Here is a 19,310-nt window from a genome sequence, read left to right as displayed (position 1 = left end):
TTGCCTGGAGTCTAGATAGATCTAGCCGCTCAGCCAAGACGACCTTGGCCGAATGCAGGTAAGAGAATGGAGCAATGACGAAAGCGCAATTACAAAAGAGCTCTCCTACGCGTTTTTGTTACACTGCTCGCCTCTTTGCCATGGTTTGATGGCCTCCCACTGATCTGCTTGCTAAGGCTGTCAATGCGCGTACTCCTGTTATCCGCCTACGAAGCGGTGAGCCATCGCTATTGGGCACACAGTTTGATGGCTCAGCTCGATGAGTTTTCGTGGACGCTGTTGAGCCTGCCGCCACGCCATTTTGCTTGGCGTATTCGCGGTAACCCACTGAGCTGGATGTTAAAAGAGCATGACACTCTCAATCAGTCATTTGATGTGGTGTTAGCGACCTCGATGGTGGATCTGGCAACCCTGGTAGGACTGTTTCCGCATCTTGGCCGGGCAAAAAAGGTCGTCTACTTTCACGAAAACCAGTTTGCCTATCCGGAATCGAGCGATCAGGTGTCTCAGTTAGAGGCCAAGATGGTCAATCTCTATGCGGCGCTGGCGGCGGATTCAGTGGTGTTTAACAGCGCCTATAACCGCGACTCTCTTATTGATGGTGCGCGGGCCTTTCTGAAAAAAATGCCGGAAAATCTCCCGGTAGCTAAGCCGCTGGAGGAGCTGCGTGGGCGGGCGCTGGTTTTACCTGTGCCCATTGCTGACAGCTCTGAACGTCTCCCGCAAGCGGCTGTTCACAAGACAGTGCCACACAGAATTGTCTGGAACCATCGCTGGGAGTATGACAAGAATCCCGACGACTTCTTTGCCGTGCTGTTTGCATTAAGCGATGCCGGGGCGGCCTTTGAGCTGGCAGTACTGGGCCAGCGTTTCCGGCAAACCCCCGCTATTTTTGCCGAGGCGGAGCAGCGCTTAGCCCCTCATATTGTGGCGTGGGGCCCGCAGCCGGAGGAGGCGTATCGGGCGTTGCTGGATAGCGCGGGCATTGTGGTCTCGACTACCTGGCATGAGTTTCAGGGGTTGGCGATTATGGAGGCGGCCCAGCGCGGGGCGCTGCCTCTGGTGCCTGATCGGCTCTGCTTTCCCGCTCTTTATCCGCCCGCCTATCGCTACGACGGCACGCGGCAAGGGCTTTACGACCGACTCACTGCTTGGCTTACCGATCCGGCTAGCCGTCCAGAAACTCTCGATACCTCCGCATGGGAGTGGCCCGCCTGGCGTAGGGCTTATCGACAATTGCTGATGGATTCAGCTTGAGGGCCTGGGCTTTCGTTAGCCGCTAAGCAATCTCAGTTTTGTCTTTAAACTCGCACAGATCCTCGATAATACAGCTACCGCAGCGAGGCTTGCGCGCGATGCAGGTATAGCGGCCGTGAAGAATCAACCAATGGTGAGCATCGTGAAGAAATCCTTTTGGCACATGGCGCAGTAGTTTTTGCTCCACCTCAACGACATTTTTGCCTTTAGCAATGCCGGTGCGGTTGGAGACCCGGAAAATATGCGTATCCACCGCCATGGTGGGTTGACCAAAGGCGGTATTGAGAATCACATTGGCGGTTTTACGGCCAACGCCAGGCAGGGCCTCCAAGGCTTCGCGGGTATTGGGCACTTCGCCGCCGTGCTGGTTGACCAGGATATGGCAGGTTTTCATTAGGTTTTCGGCTTTGGTGTTATACAAGCCGATGGTTTTGACGTGCGTTTTAAGCTCATCGATACCTAAATCAATGATCGCTTGGGGGGTGTTAGCGACCGGGTAGAGCCTCGCCGTGGCTTTATTTACCCCCACATCGGTAGCTTGAGCAGAAAGCAGCACGGCAGCCAGTAGCTCAAAGGGCGTGTTCCAATTAAGCTCGGTGGTGGGGTGCGGGTTCTCTGCCTGTAGGCGAGTAAAAATTTCATGACGCTTTTGGGCATTCATGGCGGGTCTCTTTATGGATACAAGCGATTGTTTACGTGTGCCATTTACTTAATCGTGCCGGTGACCCGCACGCGGCGATCTACGCGCGGCGTGGCTGCCGCTGGTCGGGCACGGGCAGCGCTACGTTGGTCGATGACATTTTTCAGGGCGATTAACATACCCGCCACAAAGAACGCCCCCGGCGGCAGCACAAAAAACAGAAACTGGTAGTCGTCGGCAAGGGTCAACTGCCAATTGGCCGCGCTAGGCCCAAACAGTAGCGCCATACCGCTGAATAGCGTGCCTTGGCCGAGCAACTCGCGTAGTGCGCCAAGCAGCACCAGCACAGCACCAAAACCGAGGCCCATCATCAAGCCATCGATAGCCGCGGGGAGTACCGGTTGGCGGGAGGCAAAGGCGTCGGCGCGACCCAGAATGGCGCAGTTGGTAACGATCAGCGGAATAAAAATCCCCAATACCTGGTAGAGCGGGTAGGCATAGGCGGCCATCACCAGCTCGGCGCAGGTAACAAAGGCGGCAATCACCATTACAAAAGCGGGCAATCGCACCGCGTTGGGCACCTGGTGGCGTATCAGTGAAATCGCAGTGCTGGCGCCGACCATCACAAGCAGCGTGGCGATGGCTAAGCCTAGTGCATTGACCACGCTGCCGCTGACGGCCAGCAGCGGGCAGAGCCCCAGCAATTGAACCAGTGCGGGGTTATTCGACCAAAGGCCACTTCGGGCGAGTTCGCGCCACTGGCTCATGGTGTGGGCTCCTCAAAGGTGATCGGTAGCGGTGTATCGGCTGCGTACTGAAGCGCTTTATGGACAGCGTTGACCACGGCCCTGGGCGTAATCGTCGCACCGGTAAACGCATCAAAGTGACCGCCATCTTTAGCTACCGCCCAGCCTTCTGACGGCAAGCTATCTAAGCTTAATCCATTAAACTCGGTGATCCAGTCGCTGCGGCTGCGCTCGATGTCATCGCCTAGCCCAGGCGTTTCCTGGTGCTGGGTAACCCGCACGCCGCTAATACGCTGCTGCTGGTCGATGCCTATTAACAAGTGAATTTCACCGTTATATCCCTGGCGGGTGACCACTGGCAAAATCACCGCGCTGCTTTTGCTCTCTTTCTCGTTACTGTCTTGACCGCTCACCCACCAGCCTTGGCTATCGCTCTGAAGTCCTAGTGCTTCTGGATTGGGGATCGTAAAGGTGCTTTCCAGCACTTGGGTAACGGGCGTATTCGCCAGCGTTTGGGGCAACACGGCTTGAAGCTGACGGTGCTGGTAAGCCAATTGATGCGTTTCTATACGTTCGGCGGTTAGCGCGCGGGTAAGCGCGACGCTGCCTGCGGTGACCAGGGCAAAGGTGCCCAGCGCAAAGGCACCCCGCTGCATGGCCTGGAAGAGAGTCATGGCCGCTCTCCTGGCTCTCTTGGCGTTCCTGGAGCGGCTTTAGGCTGACCAGTGGTGCGCGGTACGCTATATAGGTCAAGCAGGGGGACGCAGAGGTTCATTAACAGTACCGCAAACGCCACTGCATCGGGGTAACCGCCAAAGGTACGGATAATGACCACCAGCGCGCCAATGCCCGCGCCATAGATGAGTTTGCCACGCCGACTGGTGGCGGCGGAAACCGGATCGGTGGCGATAAAGAAGGCACCGAATAGTGTTGCCCCGGTGAGCAGGTGGAACAGCGGCGAGGCAAAGTGGCTGGGGTCGCTGAGGTGAAACAGCGTGGTCAGTAGTAGTAGGCTGCCAAGCATGGTGATCGGTATATGCCAACTAATAATCCGCTTCGCTAACAACACCACACCACCCGCTAGCCAAGCAAGCGCTACCCATCGCCAGGCATTTAAGGTTCCATCCGGTAGTGGATTGGTCGCCCAGAACTCGCTGGCAAGCACCGCCTCGCCTTTGTGCTTAAAGGCATCAAGAGGCGTTGCGCCGCTCAAACTATCCAATTGGGCGGTGGGCAGCGTTCCAGCGATTTGCGCCCATAAGCCGTTGGGTAGCAATTCCTGGGGCGGTGCCCAGAGCGTCATGTAGGTAGGAAAGGAGACCAACAGCAGCGCATAGCCCACCATGGCGGGGTTAAAGGGGTTATGCCCCAAGCCGCCGTATAGCTGTTTGGCGACCACAATCGCGGCGACCATACCCACACCGATCAGCCACCAGGGGCTAGCGGGTGGCAGTGATGCACCCAGCAAAACGCCGGTGAGCAGGGCGCTTGAGTCATTCAGCGCGATACGAATAGGGCGCATGCGTAGACGCAGCACGGCGGCTTCAAGCGCAATGCCAAAAGCGGCGGCGAGCACTACATTGCTGATAACGCCAAGCCCAAAGAAGTAGCTCATGGTGGCGATGCCCGGCAGGGTTGCTGCCATCACCCAGCGCATTAAGTTCGCCGTTGGCGGTAGAGAGGTTGCCGCAGCATCCTTAACAGTTGAGGCGTGCATCATGCTCATGGTGACTCCTCGCTGGAGTGCTGTTCACGTGCCTGGGCAAGCTGCAACTCAGCCGCCTTTAAGTTCTCTTGTGCCGTGGCAAGCTGCATTTCCAAATCATCCAGCGACTGCTTGGGGTCTTCCTGGGCGACGCGCGCCAGGGTCTTCTCAGCCTTTTTGACCGATGCTTTCGCGGCGGCATGGGCAATCCGTAGGCCACGCAGGTCGACTTTTTCACTGCTGGGGGCGGCTATGTTAGCAGGGCGGCGTTGCTGCGCCTGACGGGCTTGTCTGCGTGCCTGTTTCTCTGCTTCTTCACGGGCGAGCCGAGCTTGGCGATGTTCGAAACGGTGTTTAGCGTGCTCTGCTTTCGCGGCCTCTATCCGCTGCAGGCGTATCCGGCTTTTAGCTTCGCGGTAATCCACTACCAGCGGAATATGGCTGGGGCAGACGTAGCTGCAGGCGCCGCACTCAATGCAGTCAAACAGGTGATACCGCTCCAGCTTGGTGTCTTCCTGAGCGCGGGCGTACCAGTGCAGCTGTTGGGGAAGCAGTGCCACCGGGCAAACGCTTTCGCACTCACCGCAGCGGATGCAGGGCGATTCCGCTGGAGCAGGCGGAAATTCTTCGCGCGTTGCTGCGATTAAGCAGTTAGTCAGCTTGGTAACCGGCGTATCCAGCGTGGGTAGCGGGGTGCCCATCATGGGGCCACCCTGAATCACTTGATGTAACTCGGCGATATTCAGGCCTGCCTGCTCCAGCAGCTCTCTAACGGAGGTGCCCAGGCGTACCCAGCGATTGCCGGGCTGGTTGATTGACTCTCCTGTCAGAGTGACAATTCGGGAAACTAGCGGCTGACCATCGCGCACTGCGTGTAGTATCGCCAGTAGCGTGCCTGGGTTATGGCACAGCACGCCCACATCCGCGGGCAGCTCGCCACTGGGTACGTTAATGTCTAATAGTTTTTTAATTAGCTGACGCTCGCCGCCGCTAGGGTAGCGGGTAGAAATGACGGATAGCTCAACCGGCACGGGTTGGCTATCAGGCAGGGCATGCTGCAGTGCTGTAATGGCCTCGGGTTTGTTATCCTCGATGCCAATAACGATCTGCTGTACGCCACACAGTTTGGCGATGATCTGCGCGCCTTCAAGCACCTCGTTAGCGCTGTGGCGTAGAGTGAGATCGTCGACGGTAATATAGGGCTCACACTCGGCGGCGTTAATCACCAAGGTGTGAATCGCATGCTGCTCGACCACCCGCGCTTTAATATGGGTAGGAAACCCAGCTCCGCCCAAGCCGACAATCCCGCTCTCATTCAAACGCTCCAGCACAGCCGCGGTATCCGCAACGCGCCAGTCCAGGCTGGGCAGCCGCTGCCACGTATCCTGGCCATCGCCCTGAATGGTGATTTGGGTAGCGCTAACCTCGCTTACCGTGCCGCTAATGCTGGCGTGCAGGGCGCTTGAGATCATACCTTCACGTTTGGCAATGACGCTGCCTACATTTACCGCATCTCCCGCTGACACACAGGGCCTAGCGGGCTGACCGCTGTGCTGCTGCAGGGGGAGAGTGACCCGGCTGGGCAGTGGCGCTTCAATAAGCGCGGATTGGTTGGAACGCTGTTTGCGTTCGGGGGGATAAATGCCTCCCGGGAAGTCAAAGGCGCTCGCCATCAAGCCACCCCCGAAGCGGGTTGGCGGTCGCTGGCAATCATGTTTGATGCGCGCGCCACTACCGGCTGCCACTGGGTGAGCGGGGCGGAGCGTGGCAGCATATCGATACAGTCCACCGGGCAGGGATCAAGACACAGATCACAGCCGGTGCACTCGTCTTCAATCACGGTGTGCATCAGTTTAGCGGCGCCAATAATCGCGTCGACCGGGCAGGCTTGAATACATTTCGTGCAGCCAATGCACTCCGCTTCGCGAATAAAGGCCACCTTGGTCTCACTCTGGGCTTCACCATCGAGGGGCTCGGCTTCACGGCCTAAGAGATCCGCCAGGGCGTGAATGGTCGCTTCACCACCCGGGGGGCATTTATTCAACGCGTCGCCCTGGTTAATCGCTTCGGCGTAAGGGCGACAGCCCGGGTAGCCGCACTGGCCGCACTGGGTTTGCGGCAGTAGTGCATCAATTTGCTCAACGAGTGGGTTATCTTCGCGCTTAAAGCGCTCGCTCACCACGCCTAGTAGGGCACCAAAACCGATACCCAAGCCGGTTAATACCGCGACGGCGCTGAGGACGCCAATGAGATCAATGCTGCTATTCATCGTGCGCTGCCTTCATCCCTGCACCAACCCTGAAAAACCTAAAAATGCTAATGACATAAGGCTAGCGGTGACCATCGCTATCGCCGCGCCTTGGAAGGGTTTGGGAATATCCGCCCCCGCTAAACGTTCGCGCATGGCGGCAAACAGAACCAAAATAAGCGAGAAGCCCAGTGCTGCGCCCAACCCATAAAGGGTGGTGTGGAAAAAGCTTAATTCACGGTTCAACGACAGCAGGGCTACCCCCAATACCGCGCAGTTGGTGGTGATCAGCGGCAGGAAAATGCCCAGCACCTGGTGCAGCAACGGACTCAGCTGGCGCACCATGATTTCAGTAAACTGCACCACGGCGGCGATCACCACGATAAAGCTGATGGTGCGCAGATAAGTGACGTCCAGCGGTACAAGCAAACCGTGATAAACCACAAAGCTAGCGGCTGACGCTAGGGTCAGTACAAAGGTGGTGGCCAGGGACATCCCCATGGCCGACTCCAGTTTATTGGAGACGCCCATAAAGGGGCACAGGCCTAAAAACTGAACCAGTACGAAGTTGTTGACCAGCGCCGTGCTGATCAAAATGATAAATAGCTCACTCATGGCGGCGTATTGTGCGAAGAAAAGACGGCGTTGGCTAGTGAAGGCGTATAGACCTTGACGCAGTGTCGTCCTGCTGCCTTGGCAGCATAGAGCGCTTGGTCGGCGGTCGTCATTAATCCGCTGGGGGTCATGGCGCCCTCTATGTCCAACTGGCTAATGCCAATGCTAACGGTGACATATGAAGCCACGGGTGACACCTGATGAGGGTGCTGTAATTGGTCGATGGCATGGCTAAGCGCTTGGCTTTTCTCCACTGCCTGGGTGGCGGAAGTGGCGGGTAGCATGGCGCTAAATTCTTCGCCACCTGTGCGCGCTATAAAAAAACCGTGGGCCGAGGCGACGTTATGCATTGCCTGAGCTACCCGCTGCAAACATACATCACCTTCAGGGTGCCCATAATGATCGTTAAACAGTTTGAAATGGTCAATATCGATCATCATGACAGTGAGTGGCTGACCAGAGGCTAGGGCAATATTGACCACCTCTTGCAAGCGCTGATCGAATAGGCGTCGGTTGGGTAAGCCGGTCAGAGGGTCATGGGTAGAAAGCTCAATTAGCTCGGCGTTAAGCTGCTGTTGGCGCTTAAACTGCTTTTGAAAAGCGCGGGCGAGTATGCCTATTTCATCACCACGCCGCAACAAGCTGTGCGCCCCTTCAAGGTCATCACTGGCTTGCTGGGTGAAACGGGTTAAGATTTTGAGGGGCTTTAGGATAATGCGCTCTAATAGCAGCAGTACAAGGACTATAACCAATAGCATCAAGCAGGCTGTCCATAGCAGGACGTAGCGAAAGGTCTCTAAGCTGGCCAAGTAACTGGTGCGATTAAGCTGAGTTTCCAACGCTAGCTGCTCGTTGAGTGGGTAGGTAGATAAGTAACGCTGGGCAAAAATGGTGTTGCCACTGATGGTAATAGCAATATCGTTACTATCACTGCTATTAACCACCGATAGCGTCGTTTCTAGCCCAGTATAATCCTCAATTAATGCAAGCCACGCATTGTCCATGGGACGCACTTGAAACAGCCAGCCCTGGAGTGGGCCGCTTTCATCGGTACGAAAAATAGGATTGGAGGCCACTATTAGCGGTGGTGAACCCGCATACAGTTCGCTTTTCCCCTGTTCGGGATCTTCTTTAATGGAAGCCTGCATAGTGCGAACCAAACCAGCCATCCAACGGCATTCACGCTCTGTACTGTAGCAGGTGTGGTATCGACCGGTAGCGGGATTGATGCCGGCTAAAAAATGCACACCGCCTTCTGCGTTGAAAAAGGCCATTAACTGGTAGCCCATCTCCTCAAACATTTGCTGGCTAAAATTGGTATCGGTATAGCCAGGGTAGTTACCTTGGACGAATTCGTAAGTATCGTCCCAAATTGCCCAATCTCGCGCTTGGGCCAATAAGTTTTGTTGGCTGATCTGCAAAGCGCGTTCAATCTTCTTCAACTCTTGTGTGACTACCGCGCGCTCTTCTTTATGCAGTGCCGGGAATATTACCCACCTGCTCAATACCACTAAGGACATAAGCGCGATGAGCAAAACGCCACCCAAGGCGGCTAGAAAGCGAAAGCGCAAAGATCGGGAGTAGTGTTGAACCATAAGGTGTGCCTGAGCAAAGCGAGAAAAAGGGTTACCAAAAATAAAAAAACAAAAGGGGCAAAGACGGTTAGCCTCTGCCCCCTCATTAGCGGAATATGCTAATTACGTTACCCGTTGACCCGGTTCTGCACCCGTGTCTGGGGAAAGCAAATAAATGCCTTCTTCATTGGCGGAGGCTAACACCATGCCTTCCGATACGCCAAAGCGCATTTTGCGCGGTGCCAGGTTGGCGACCATAACCGTTAAGCGACCTTCTAATGCTTCCGGTGCGTAGGCCGAGCGAATGCCGGAGAAGACGTTGCGGGTTTCGCCACCCAGGTCGAGGGTCAATTGCAACAACTTGTCGGCGCCTTCGACATATTCTGCTTTGGCGATGCGCGCAATGCGCAGGTCGACTTTGGCAAAGGCGGCAAAGTCGATCTCTTCAGCAATGGGGTCTTCCACCAGTGGGCCTTTGGGGACTTCCTTCAATTTTTGCTCTTCCACGAGATCTTCCTTCGACGCTTCAATCATGGCATCGATTTTGTCGCGTTCAACGCGGGTCATCAGCGGTTTGAATTTGTTGATCGAATGGTCGGTGAGTACGCTTTGGCGCGTATGCCAATCCAGCGATGCAACGTTAAGAAATTCGCGGGCCTCTTCAGCCATGGCGGGAACCACAGGCGCCAAATAGACCATCAACTGGCGGAACAGGTTAATACCCACCGAGCATATGTCTAAGACTTCAGCATCGCGGCCATCCTGCTTAGCCAGTGCCCAGGGCTCTTTGTCAGCAATATAAGTATTGGCTTCGTCCGCCAGTTCCATAATTTTGCGCATGGCCCTGCTAAATTCGCGAGCTTCGAAGTCTTCGGCGATATCGTCACCGGCGGCAATAAAGCGGGCGACCATCTGTGGCTCAGCGCAGTGGCTTGAGAGGCGCCCACTGCCGAGTTTTTTAACAAAGCCGGCGCAGCGGCTGGCAATGTTGACCACTTTGCCGACCAGGTCTGAGTTTACCCGTGCAGCAAAATCTTCCAGGTTCAGATCCAGGTCATCCACTTTGGAAGTGAGTTTGGCGGCAAAGTAGTAGCGCAGGTACTCCGGATTTAGATAGTCGGCGTAGGTGGCGGCTTTAATAAAGGTGCCGCGGGATTTCGACATCTTGGCGCCGTCTACCGTCAGGAAACCGTGGCAGTTGACCGCGGTGGGGGTACGCAGGTCAGCGCCATGCAGCATGGCGGGCCAGAAGAGCGCATGAAAATAGACGATATCCTTGCCAATAAAGTGATACACCTCGGCATCGGAGCCTTTGTCCCAGAAGCTATCGAAGTCGATGCCTTCGCGGTCACACAGGTTCTTAAAGCTGGCCAGGTAGCCGATGGGGGCGTCCAGCCAGACATAGAAGTATTTGCCTGGGGCGTCGGGGATTTCGAAGCCAAAGTAGGGGGCGTCGCGGGAGATATCCCACTCGTTAAAGCCGGACTCAAACCACTCCATTAGCTTATTGCGAATTTGCGGCTGCACATGACCATCGTCAATCCAGCCCTGCAGGAAGTCGGCAAAGTCGGGCAGCTTAAAGAAGTAGTGGGTCGAGGTGCGTACTTCGGGCGTGGCGCCTGAAATGGCCGAAACAGGGTTAACCAAGTCGGCGGGGGTATAGGTCGCGCCGCACTTTTCGCAGTTGTCGCCATACTGGTCTTCAGCACCACATTTAGGGCAGGTGCCTTTGATAAAACGGTCAGCCAGAAATAGGCCTTTCTGGGGGTCAAACATCTGCTCGATATCACGAGTGGCAATATGGCCTTTATCCCGCAACCGCTTATAAATCATTTCGCTGAAGTGGCGGTTTTCAGTCGAGTGAGTGGAGTGGTAATTGTCGAATCCAACGCCAAAGCGGGCAAAGTCTGTTTGGTGGTCGTTGGAAACCCGCTCAATCAGCGCTTCAGAGGTAATCCCTTCCTGCTCGGCCCGCAGCATAATGGCGGTGCCATGGGCGTCATCGGCACACACGTAGTAGCACTGTTGGCCACGGCTTTTCTGGAAACGCACCCAGATATCAGTCTGGATATACTCAAGTAAGTGACCGAGGTGAATGGCTCCGTTGGCGTAGGGGAGCGCGCTAGTCACCAAAATGTTGCGCGTGGCGGTAGTAGACATGGTGAAGGTTAATTCCGAGTGAATAGGGGTGCCGGTCAGGCGGTAACTAAAAAACACGGCGAAGTCACTTAAGGCTTCGCCGCTGGCTTTTCCTTAGCAACGGTTAATACAAGGCCTGCTCTTCCTGAACCACTTCACGCAGCAGTTCTAAAAAGAGTTTATCAGCCTCGGAGTGCTCGGCCGGATCTTCCGGTATATGGACGCTGGTGGTGTCGGAAATTTCGTTGGCAATCCGCGCCATTGCCGCTGGGCTATTGCCTTCGGCCAACTGCTCTCTTGCAATCACAAGAGACTGCTCAAGAATCTTTGGGTCTTGCAGTAGTTTGCGAATAAAACCACGTAGCTCATTGATGACACGTGTTTTCTGGATTTCTGAACCGGACATGGAAGTCTCCTTAGGATCGCGAACGACGACAGCGCCAAGCGAAACCAATCAATGCGTTGACCATAGCATTTTTTCCGCCGACGGGCATGAGTTGCCTGATATTAAAATGACCGCTTAAATGGGATCAGCTTAAAGCGCTGACTTAGAGCGTCAGTCGACCGGCTTTGTGTTTAACAGGGTTCGCGTACTGGGCAAGCCAATAGGGGCGCAGAGGTTCGGGTACGTCGGCAAGCCGAGCCTTAAAGCGTTCACGGTCTTGCCGAGTGATCGCTTTACGAGCCACCAGTTCGGGTGCTTCACCCAATGCCTCCAGGGCTAAATAGTGGCTGGGGAAGAGGCGATAGCCGCCGATCACCTGACGATCAATCTCAGCCGCCACTTCGTCGGGCGTGGCCATATCAGAACCTACCGGCGTGCCAAAATGCAGCCGCACGCGCCCTTTGGAACCGGTAATGCCCGCGACAATGGAGCGAATATCCTCAAACTCACTTTTGGCGTAGCTGCCCTGGGTATCGATATCGTGTAGCTCCTGGGCTTTTTGTACATCGCAGGGGTCATATTCATAGCTAATCGATACCGGTACCAATTTCAGTTCCGCGATAGCTTCGCCAAAGACCATGTCCCGCTCTGCGGCTCGTCTGGCCATGATCAACATTTTGATGATGGCGGGCTCAGTGTGGTCGATGCCGTTCTTGGCCCGGCCTTCCCGCTGTGCCATCCAGATTGAGTGCTGGTCTTCGGTAATGGTATGGCGAATATAGGCGGAAAGTTGCTGGTAAGCTGCCAGCATAGCCCGCTTGCCTCGGGCGCTGCGTGGCACGATAAAGCTTTTATTAAGTCGCATCAGGTCGGTGACATAGGGCTTTTTAAGCAGATTATCACCGATAGCGATACGCACGGTGTCACGGTTTGCCTGATACAGCGCATAGTTAACGAACGCGGGATCTAGGGAGATATCGCGGTGATTGCCAATAAAGAGATAAGCGCCATTGGCGTCAAGTTTGTCGAGGCCGGTGACCTCAAACGCATCCGTGGTGGTGCGAATCATGCGCTCCATGTAGTGGGCAATGCGCATTTGGAATTCGTAAACCGTTGAGACATCCTTAACTTCACGCCGCACGGCACGGCTAGCAAACAGACGCGCTAGTGACGGCGCCCAGCGTGCCATGCGCGGCAGCCGAAAGCGGGTTAGCGCATCAAGCAGTTCGTTGTCCCGTGAGAGCCTGGCAAGCACGTCGGCCACTTCATGATCCATAAAGGGCCGAATATCGGCCCACGGGTCTGTCTCGGTAGAGACGTTGGTAGCGTTATTGTGTTGAGTCATGCGAACCGTTGGATGGTAAATAATAAATATCGATTAATAATATCGAGGCGAAGGTCTATAGAACCACTTATTGAGCCGCGGGTTCCCGCTGCGTCTCGCCGCCGAGCCACTCTATCAAGCGGGGAATATCGGTGGATAGCGCCTGCGCCATTAAAATAAAGTCTGTTTCCAGGCGGGCGAGGGCATCGTCACCGTCGTCAGCGTGATCGGCTTCCTCAATCAAGGCATCGCCAAAGCGTAACGATTTCAGCGCCAAATCATCGTGTAACACAAAGCTTAACCGGCCTTCCAGGCTAATGGCGAGTTTACTGGCTTGGCGGCCGCTCTCCAGCAGTTGCTGAATTTCATCGCTGTCTAGATCGACCTGGCGAGCACGCAGCACGCCGTCATCACCTTTGGCTTTGAGTTCCACTTGATCACCCAGCTGAAGATCGGCTGGTCGACTGGCTGCGTCACCCAGCCAGGTCGTCATGGCGCGAATAGGCAGCGTCTGTGAACTCAGCGGGGTGACTTTTAAGCTGCCCAGGGTTTCACGCAGTAGATCCAGAATGTCTTCGGCACGGGTGCGCGAGCTGGCATTGATGCCGATCATCTGGCCGCGGGTGTCCCACCACAGATCAATCTTCTGACTACGCACAAAGGCGCGGGGCAGTAAATTCTCGGTGACCTGCTCTTTGAGTGCGGTCTTCTCTTTGCGGGTCACTTTGCGGCCTTCGCTGGCCTCAATATCCGCCACCTGTTCGTCAACTTCTTCCTTTACAACCGACGCGGGCAGTAGGCGCTCTTGGCGCAGGGCGGAAAGCAGCCGGTGCCCTTGGACTTCGTGCACAAGCTGGCCTGCGCCCAAGCGTCCGGCTGGTGCTGTCCAGCCAAGGCGACGCGCATCGGCGTTGCCGAGTGGTTTAGCGGAGTGCTCTTCTAAGGCGCTAGCCAGCGCATCACTGGATAATTCCGGTGCGTCGTGCAGGCGGTATAAATGCAAGTGCTTAAACCACATGGAGCCAATCCTGTTTAAAAGGTGGCACATTATGGCGAAAGCGGGGCATTCCTACCAGCGGCTACCGCCAATCGTCTCTGTTGCACGTGTTTCAAACTTATGTTTGATTGAGCTATTGCCAATCATTATAGAGGAGTCGCTATGAGTACATCGCTGTCACGGGTTCATCTGCGCGTTCGAGGCTATCACCTGGATGGCTATGGGCATGTGAATAACGCCCGCTATCTTGAGTTTATGGAGGAGGGGCGCTGGGATTTCTTTGACCAGCATCCAGAGATGATCAAAGAGCTCCACCAAGCCGGGCGGGCATTCGTCGTCGTCAATTTGAATATCGATTATTTGGCGGCAGCAGTGCACGGCGACGACCTGGAAATTATGACCGGGATTGTTGAGATAGGTGAACGCAGTGGCGTGTGTCACCACCGTATTGTGCGTAAAGATGGCACCGTTATTGCCCGTGCAGACTTAACCTTCGTGCTGCTTGATATGCGCGCCAACAAGGCCGCTGCCATCGAAGCAGAAGTGCGTGAGGCGTTAGTCGCGTTAACCTTGCCAAAAGAGGCATTTAGCGCCTAAACGGCTTTGGTGAGCTCCCTGGCTGCCCTTGCTGCTTTTGCGGTGGTATGATGGCGAAGTATTTGCGCGCCGCTCTATGCTAATTTCAGAGCGGTGTTTTTAAGCGCTTTCAACTCTCGCAGTGCCAATGCAGTGCAAAGGATCTGACTTTCATGGGTGACATCGCCAGAGAAATCTTGCCCGTCAATATTGAAGACGAGCTTAAACAGTCGTATCTCGACTATGCGATGAGCGTCATTATTGGCCGCGCACTTCCCGATGTGCGGGATGGCCTCAAACCGGTTCACCGGCGTGTGCTGTTTGCCATGCATGAACTGGGTAATGATTGGAATAAACCGTACAAGAAGTCGGCGCGTGTCGTCGGCGATGTCATCGGTAAATACCATCCGCATGGCGATAGCGCCGTGTATGACACCATCGTACGTATGGCGCAGCACTTTTCGATGCGCCATGTACTGGTCGACGGCCAGGGTAACTTCGGTTCGATTGATGGGGATAACGCGGCTGCCATGCGTTATACCGAGGTGCGCATGTCGCGCCTCGCCCACGAGCTGCTCGCCGACCTTGAAAAAGACACCGTCGATTGGGTGGATAACTACGACGGTACCGAGCGTATTCCCGCCGTATTGCCCACCAAGGTACCCAACCTGCTGATCAACGGCTCGTCGGGTATCGCGGTAGGTATGGCCACCAACATTCCACCGCACAACATGCGTGAAGTGATTGACGGCTGTTTGGCCCTCATCGACGACTACACGCTGTCAGTGGATGACTTGATGGAGTACATCCCCGGCCCTGACTTCCCCACCGGTGCCATTATCAATGGCCGTGCGGGCATTTTGTCGGCGTATCGTACAGGCCGTGGACGTATTTATGTGCGCGCTTGCCACACCATTGAGCACCACGACAAAACCGGTCGCGATCACGTCATCATCACCGAGCTGCCCTATCAGGTGAACAAGGCGCGGTTGATCGAAAAGATCGCTGAGCTGGTGAAAGAGAAGAAGATTGAAGGCATCGCCGAACTGCGCGATGAGTCGGATAAAGATGGCCTGCGCGTGGTGATTGAAATCAAGCGCGGTGAGTCCGGCGACGTCGTGGTCAATAACCTGTTTGCTCAAACGCAGCTGCAAAACGTGTTCGGGATTAACATGGTGGCGTTGGAAAATGGCCAGCCACGCACGCTCAATCTTAAAGAGATGCTGGAAGCCTTTATTCGCCACCGCCGCGAAGTGGTTACCCGGCGCACGCTGTACGAGCTGAAAAAAGCCCGTGAGCGTGGGCATCTGTTGGAAGGCTTGGCCGTCGCTATCTCCAATATCGACGAAGTGATCGAGCTGATTAAAGCCTCGCCCAATGCAGCAGAAGCGCGTGAAAAGCTGCTCGCCAAGACGTGGCAGCCTGGCCAGGTGACCGCCATGTTGGAGCGGGCCGGGGCTACTTCTTGCAAGCCAGAAGAGCTGGAAGAGGGCTTCGGTTTAAACACTGCGGCCACCTCATATCGGCTTTCTCCTGCCCAGGCGCAGGCAATTCTTGAGCTACGCCTGCACCGCTTAACGGGCCTTGAGACCGAGAAGCTGCTAGATGAATACCTGAGCATTCTTGAGAAAATTGCCGAGCTAACCGAGATTCTGGCCTCTGCCGATCGCTTGATGGAAGTCATCCGAGAAGAGCTGCACGCCGTACGTGATCAGTTTGGCGATGACCGTCGCACAGAAATTCAGGCCAGCCACCTGGATCTTTCGATGGAGGACTTGATCGCCGAAGAGGACATGGTGGTTACAGTCTCGCGCTCTGGCTATGCCAAGACCCAGCCGCTGTCGGATTATCAGGCCCAGCGCCGTGGTGGCCGCGGTAAGTCCGCTACCGCCATGAAAGACGAAGATGTGATTGAGCATCTGCTGGTGGCCTCTACGCATGACACCGTGCTGCTGTTCTCTAACCGCGGCAAAGTGTACTGGCTGAAAGTGTACGAAATGCCCAACGCCAGCCGCGGCTCGCGGGGTAAACCGCTGGTGAATATGCTGCCGCTGGAAGAGGGCGAAGCGGTTAACGCCATCTTGCCGGTGCGCGACTACAACCCTGATAACTACATCTTCTTTGCCACAGCCAAAGGTACCGTCAAACGTACCAGCCTTGAGCAGTTCTCGCGCCCACGCAGCGTTGGCCTGATTGCGATTGATTTGGAAGAGGGTGACCGCTTGGTTGGCGCGGCGATTACCACGGGTAATGACCATGCCATGCTGCTGTCGTCTAACGGCAAGGCGATTCGCTTTGAAGAGAGCAATGCCCGCGCCATGGGGCGTACTGCCCGCGGTGTGCGGGGAATGCGTCTGGCAGGCGACGCGGAAGTTATCAGTCTGATTATTCCCAAGAGTCAGCAGATTGACGCCGAAGCGGATGCCGAAGAAGAAACGCAGGATAACGCCCCAGAGAGCACCGGGGCCGAAACCACTGATGGTCAAATCTACATTATGACCGCCAGTGAAAATGGTTACGGCAAGCGCACGCGCTTAGAAGAGTTTCCGCTGCGTGGTCGTGGTGGGCAAGGCGTTATTGCCATGCAGACCAGCGAGCGCAACGGTTCGCTGGTGGCGGGGATGCAGGTCTACGACAGTGATGAAATGATGCTGATCACTGACCGCGGAACGCTAGTGCGTACCCGTGTGGAGGAGGTCTCTACCACGTCGCGTAATACCCAGGGCGTGATGCTGATTCGTTTGGGCAAAGAGGAGAAGCTGGTCAAGACAGTACGCGTTGATGAGCCGGAAGAGAGCGAAGAGCTAAACGGTCTCGAAGCAACCGACGCTGAAGAAGCCAGTCTCGACGATACGCCGGCGAGTAACCATTCAGACAATGGACAGGATGCAGGGGCTGATGACACGTCACTATAATTTCTGTGCAGGGCCAGCGGCCCTGCCAGTCGCTGTGCTGGAGCGTGCCCGGGAAGAGCTTTTGGACTATCAAGGGCGCGGCCTTTCTGTAATGGAAATGAGTCACCGCAGCGATGAGTTTATCGCTATTGCCGAGCGTGCCGAAGCGGATTTCCGTCAACTGTTGGGCGTACCGGATAATTATAAGGTGCTGTTTTTACAGGGCGGTGCCAGCATGCAGTTTGCCATGCTGCCGATGAATTTGTTGGGACAGGGCGGTAGCGGTAACTTTATTCAAACCGGGATCTGGGGCAAAAAGGCGCTCAATGAAGCCAAGCACCTCGGTTTTGATTGTCATGTAGTGGCCAGCAGTGAGTCCAACGGCCATACCGCGGTGCCCGCACAAGACGAATTGCGGGTGAGCGCAGATGCTGCCTATTTGCACTACACCTCTAACGAGACAATTGGTGGCTTGGAATTTGATTATACGCCGCATACTCAACGTGCTGATGGCGCTCAGGTGCCACTGGTCTGCGATATGTCGTCCAATATCCTCTCTGGCCCCATCAACGTTAGCGAATTTGGCGTGATCTACGCTGGTGCACAGAAAAATATTGGCCCCGCCGGGTTAACCCTGGTGGTGGTGCGTGACGACCTGCTAGGCAAAGCTCAGGCCAATATACCTTCGCTATTTGATTATCAAATGCTGGCCGAAGCGGGTTCGATGGTGAATACGCCCCCCACTTACGCCTGGTATCTGGCCGGCTTGGTATTTCAGTGGCTGAAAGACGATATCGGTGGACTGGCAGCGATGGATGCCATCAATCAGCGTAAAGCCGATAAGCTCTATGCGGCAATTGATGCCAGCGAGTTGTATAGCAACCCGATTGCCAAACATAACCGCTCGCGGATGAACGTGCCGTTTGTATTGGCCGATTCAGCGCTGGATAAGACGTTCTTACAGCAGGCCGATGCGGCGGGGCTGCTTAATCTAAAAGGCCACCGCAGCGTGGGTGGTATGCGTGCCAGCCTTTACAATGCAGTGTCTGAGTCTGCGGTAGATGCCTTAATTGCATTTATGGCCGATTTTGAAAAAACAAGGGGCTAACCATCATGTCCGACACGTCGATCAATCTGGACGAGCTGCGCCAGCGAATCGATCAGCTCGATAGCGATATTCTGAATTTGATCAGCGAGCGTGCCAGCTGCGCGCAGCAGGTGGCGCACGTTAAGTTGGCCGAAGATAAAGATGCGGTGTTTTATCGCCCAGAGCGAGAAGCACAGGTGTTGCGGCGCATTATGGCGTTGAATAAGGGGCCGCTCGATTCAGAAGAGATGGCGCGCTTGTTCCGCGAAATCATGTCGGCGTGTTTGGCGCTTGAGCAGCCGGTTAAAGTTGCCTATTTAGGCCCTGAAGGCACCTTTACGCAGCAGGCGGCGCTTAAACACTTCGGTGAAAGTGCCGTGAGTTTGCCCATGGCAGCCATTGATGAGGTATTTCGTGAAGTAGAGGCGGGCGCCGTGCATTACGGCGTCGTGCCGGTGGAAAACTCCACCGAAGGGGTGGTTAATCACACCCTGGACACCTTTATGGACTCCTCGATCAAAATTTGTGGTGAGGTAGTGCTGCGTATTCACCACCATCTGTTGGTCAGTGAAACGACGCGCCGCGATAAGGTCTCGCGTATCTACTCGCACCCACAGTCTTTTGCCCAGTGTCGTAAGTGGCTGGATGCGCATTTCCCCCATGCGGAGCGGGTGCCGGTTTCCTCGAATGCGGAAGCGGCCAAGTTAGTTAAAACCGAGTGGCATAGCGCTGCCATCGCGGGCGATATGGCGGCTAAGCTCTATGGTCTAGAGCATATCGCCGAAAAAATTGAGGATAGCCCAGATAACTCCACGCGGTTTTTGATTATTGGTAACCAGGATGTGCCCATGGCGGGGGAGGATAAAACCTCCATCGTGGTCGCTATGCGTAACCAGCCAGGTACCTTGCACGCGTTGCTGGAGCCGTTTCATCGCCACCAGATCGATTTAACCCGTCTTGAAACACGTCCTTCACGCACCGGAGTGTGGAACTACGTGTTTTTTATTGATTTCAAAGGCCATCGTGATGAGCCCAAAGTTGCGGCGGTACTTGAAGAAGTGCAGCTGCGGGCGGCGGATCTGCGCGTGCTGGGTTCCTACCCCATAGGCGTGCTGTGACGGTA

At 55.4% G+C, this 19,310-nt stretch carries 17 protein-coding genes; 5 read left to right on the top strand and 12 right to left on the bottom strand.

The features are described 5' to 3' along the window. Window positions 1–183 precede the first annotated feature (183 nt). Complete coding sequence (locus JI62_RS18515; RefSeq protein WP_088701582.1) at window positions 184–1,257, top strand: tRNA-queuosine alpha-mannosyltransferase domain-containing protein; 1,074 nt, start codon at window positions 184–186, stop codon at window positions 1,255–1,257. 22 nt (window positions 1,258–1,279) lie between these two features. Here the strand turns inward: JI62_RS18515 and nth are convergent, their stop codons facing one another. From nth to JI62_RS18455, 12 genes are all read right to left on the bottom strand, one after another. Then, window positions 1,280–1,918 carry an endonuclease III gene (nth, locus tag JI62_RS18510; protein ID WP_088701581.1) on the bottom strand — a complete coding sequence of 213 codons (639 nt, stop codon included), beginning with the start codon at window positions 1,916–1,918 and terminating at the stop codon, window positions 1,280–1,282. A gap of 44 nt (window positions 1,919–1,962) precedes the next feature. After that, window positions 1,963–2,664 carry an electron transport complex subunit E gene (locus tag JI62_RS18505; protein ID WP_088701580.1) on the bottom strand — a complete coding sequence of 234 codons (702 nt, stop codon included), beginning with the start codon at window positions 2,662–2,664 and terminating at the stop codon, window positions 1,963–1,965. After that, window positions 2,661–3,317, bottom strand: coding sequence for an electron transport complex subunit RsxG (gene rsxG, locus JI62_RS18500; protein WP_088701579.1), 657 nt, complete (start codon window positions 3,315–3,317; stop codon window positions 2,661–2,663). Before rsxG ends, JI62_RS18505 begins: the two co-directional genes overlap by 4 nt. Next, the gene (locus JI62_RS18495) at window positions 3,314–4,369 is read right to left on the bottom strand and encodes an RnfABCDGE type electron transport complex subunit D (RefSeq protein WP_088701578.1); all 1,056 of its coding nucleotides are present in this window, start codon (window positions 4,367–4,369) and stop codon (window positions 3,314–3,316) included. The genes rsxG and JI62_RS18495 overlap by 4 nt, the downstream gene beginning before the upstream one ends. Then, a complete protein-coding gene (gene rsxC / locus JI62_RS18490; RefSeq protein WP_088701577.1) occupies window positions 4,366–6,021 on the bottom strand; it encodes an electron transport complex subunit RsxC in 1,656 nt (551 codons plus the stop codon). Before rsxC ends, JI62_RS18495 begins: the two co-directional genes overlap by 4 nt. Further along, entirely contained in the window at window positions 6,021–6,617 is a 597-nt protein-coding gene (rsxB, locus tag JI62_RS18485) for an electron transport complex subunit RsxB (RefSeq protein ID WP_088701576.1), read from the bottom strand. Before rsxB ends, rsxC begins: the two co-directional genes overlap by 1 nt. 12 nt (window positions 6,618–6,629) lie before the next feature. Then, the gene (gene rsxA, locus JI62_RS18480; protein ID WP_007114112.1) at window positions 6,630–7,211 is read right to left on the bottom strand and encodes an electron transport complex subunit RsxA; all 582 of its coding nucleotides are present in this window, start codon (window positions 7,209–7,211) and stop codon (window positions 6,630–6,632) included. Further along, window positions 7,208–8,806 (bottom strand): sensor domain-containing diguanylate cyclase, encoded by a 1,599-nt coding sequence (locus tag JI62_RS18475; protein ID WP_088701575.1) that lies wholly within the window; start codon window positions 8,804–8,806, stop codon window positions 7,208–7,210. Before JI62_RS18475 ends, rsxA begins: the two co-directional genes overlap by 4 nt. A 102-nt stretch (window positions 8,807–8,908) precedes the next feature. Then, entirely contained in the window at window positions 8,909–10,945 is a 2,037-nt protein-coding gene (gene metG / locus JI62_RS18470; RefSeq protein WP_088701753.1) for a methionine--tRNA ligase, read from the bottom strand. 103 nt (window positions 10,946–11,048) lie between these two features. Then, window positions 11,049–11,330 carry a hypothetical protein gene (locus JI62_RS18465; RefSeq protein ID WP_088701574.1) on the bottom strand — a complete coding sequence of 94 codons (282 nt, stop codon included), beginning with the start codon at window positions 11,328–11,330 and terminating at the stop codon, window positions 11,049–11,051. 142 nt (window positions 11,331–11,472) lie between these two features. Further along, window positions 11,473–12,654: a 1-acyl-sn-glycerol-3-phosphate acyltransferase gene (locus tag JI62_RS18460; RefSeq protein ID WP_088701573.1), complete on the bottom strand. Its 1,182-nt coding sequence runs from the start codon at window positions 12,652–12,654 to the stop codon at window positions 11,473–11,475. 67 nt (window positions 12,655–12,721) lie between these two features. After that, entirely contained in the window at window positions 12,722–13,651 is a 930-nt protein-coding gene (locus JI62_RS18455; protein ID WP_088701572.1) for a recombination-associated protein RdgC, read from the bottom strand. Window positions 13,652–13,792: 141 nt separating this feature from the next. On the opposite strand from JI62_RS18455, the gene JI62_RS18450 reads away from it, so the two are divergent. The 4 genes from JI62_RS18450 to pheA all read left to right on the top strand — a co-directional run bounded on the left by JI62_RS18450 (window position 13,793) and on the right by pheA (window position 19,305). Continuing rightward, entirely contained in the window at window positions 13,793–14,227 is a 435-nt protein-coding gene (locus tag JI62_RS18450) for an acyl-CoA thioesterase (protein WP_088701571.1), read from the top strand. 152 nt (window positions 14,228–14,379) lie between these two features. Continuing rightward, complete coding sequence (gyrA, locus tag JI62_RS18445) at window positions 14,380–17,121, top strand: DNA gyrase subunit A (protein WP_088701570.1); 2,742 nt, start codon at window positions 14,380–14,382, stop codon at window positions 17,119–17,121. Further along, entirely contained in the window at window positions 17,105–18,208 is a 1,104-nt protein-coding gene (gene serC / locus JI62_RS18440) for a 3-phosphoserine/phosphohydroxythreonine transaminase (protein ID WP_088701569.1), read from the top strand. Before gyrA ends, serC begins: the two co-directional genes overlap by 17 nt. A gap of 5 nt (window positions 18,209–18,213) precedes the next feature. Continuing rightward, on the top strand, window positions 18,214–19,305 hold the full coding sequence (gene pheA, locus JI62_RS18435) for a prephenate dehydratase (protein WP_088701568.1): 1,092 nt from the start codon (window positions 18,214–18,216) through the stop codon (window positions 19,303–19,305). Window positions 19,306–19,310: the final 5 nt, after the last annotated feature.

It is taken from the genome of Halomonas campaniensis (assembly GCF_002211105.1).
Lineage (GTDB): Bacteria > Pseudomonadota > Gammaproteobacteria > Pseudomonadales > Halomonadaceae > Vreelandella > Vreelandella campaniensis_A.
This window is presented reverse-complemented; position numbering and strand designations above follow the sequence as displayed.

Bases quoted from the DNA above. Each gene is read 5' to 3' on its own strand.
- rsxB (WP_088701576.1), bottom strand. From the start codon at position 6,617: ATGAATAGCAGCATTGATCTCATTGGCGTCCTCAGCGCCGTCGCGGTA.
- nth (WP_088701581.1), bottom strand. From the start codon at position 1,918: ATGAATGCCCAAAAGCGTCATGAAATTTTTACTCGCCTACAGGCAGAG.
- gyrA (WP_088701570.1), top strand. From the start codon at position 14,380: ATGGGTGACATCGCCAGAGAAATCTTGCCCGTCAATATTGAAGACGAG.
- JI62_RS18505 (WP_088701580.1), bottom strand. From the start codon at position 2,664: ATGAGCCAGTGGCGCGAACTCGCCCGAAGTGGCCTTTGGTCGAATAAC.
- JI62_RS18475 (WP_088701575.1), bottom strand. From the start codon at position 8,806: ATGGTTCAACACTACTCCCGATCTTTGCGCTTTCGCTTTCTAGCCGCC.
- JI62_RS18460 (WP_088701573.1), bottom strand. From the start codon at position 12,654: ATGACTCAACACAATAACGCTACCAACGTCTCTACCGAGACAGACCCG.
- pheA (WP_088701568.1), top strand. From the start codon at position 18,214: ATGTCCGACACGTCGATCAATCTGGACGAGCTGCGCCAGCGAATCGAT.
- metG (WP_088701753.1), bottom strand. From the start codon at position 10,945: ATGTCTACTACCGCCACGCGCAACATTTTGGTGACTAGCGCGCTCCCC.
- JI62_RS18455 (WP_088701572.1), bottom strand. From the start codon at position 13,651: ATGTGGTTTAAGCACTTGCATTTATACCGCCTGCACGACGCACCGGAA.
- rsxG (WP_088701579.1), bottom strand. From the start codon at position 3,317: ATGACTCTCTTCCAGGCCATGCAGCGGGGTGCCTTTGCGCTGGGCACC.
- JI62_RS18495 (WP_088701578.1), bottom strand. From the start codon at position 4,369: ATGAGCATGATGCACGCCTCAACTGTTAAGGATGCTGCGGCAACCTCT.
- rsxA (WP_007114112.1), bottom strand. From the start codon at position 7,211: ATGAGTGAGCTATTTATCATTTTGATCAGCACGGCGCTGGTCAACAAC.
- JI62_RS18465 (WP_088701574.1), bottom strand. From the start codon at position 11,330: ATGTCCGGTTCAGAAATCCAGAAAACACGTGTCATCAATGAGCTACGT.
- rsxC (WP_088701577.1), bottom strand. From the start codon at position 6,021: ATGGCGAGCGCCTTTGACTTCCCGGGAGGCATTTATCCCCCCGAACGC.
- JI62_RS18515 (WP_088701582.1), top strand. From the start codon at position 184: ATGCGCGTACTCCTGTTATCCGCCTACGAAGCGGTGAGCCATCGCTAT.
- serC (WP_088701569.1), top strand. From the start codon at position 17,105: ATGACACGTCACTATAATTTCTGTGCAGGGCCAGCGGCCCTGCCAGTC.
- JI62_RS18450 (WP_088701571.1), top strand. From the start codon at position 13,793: ATGAGTACATCGCTGTCACGGGTTCATCTGCGCGTTCGAGGCTATCAC.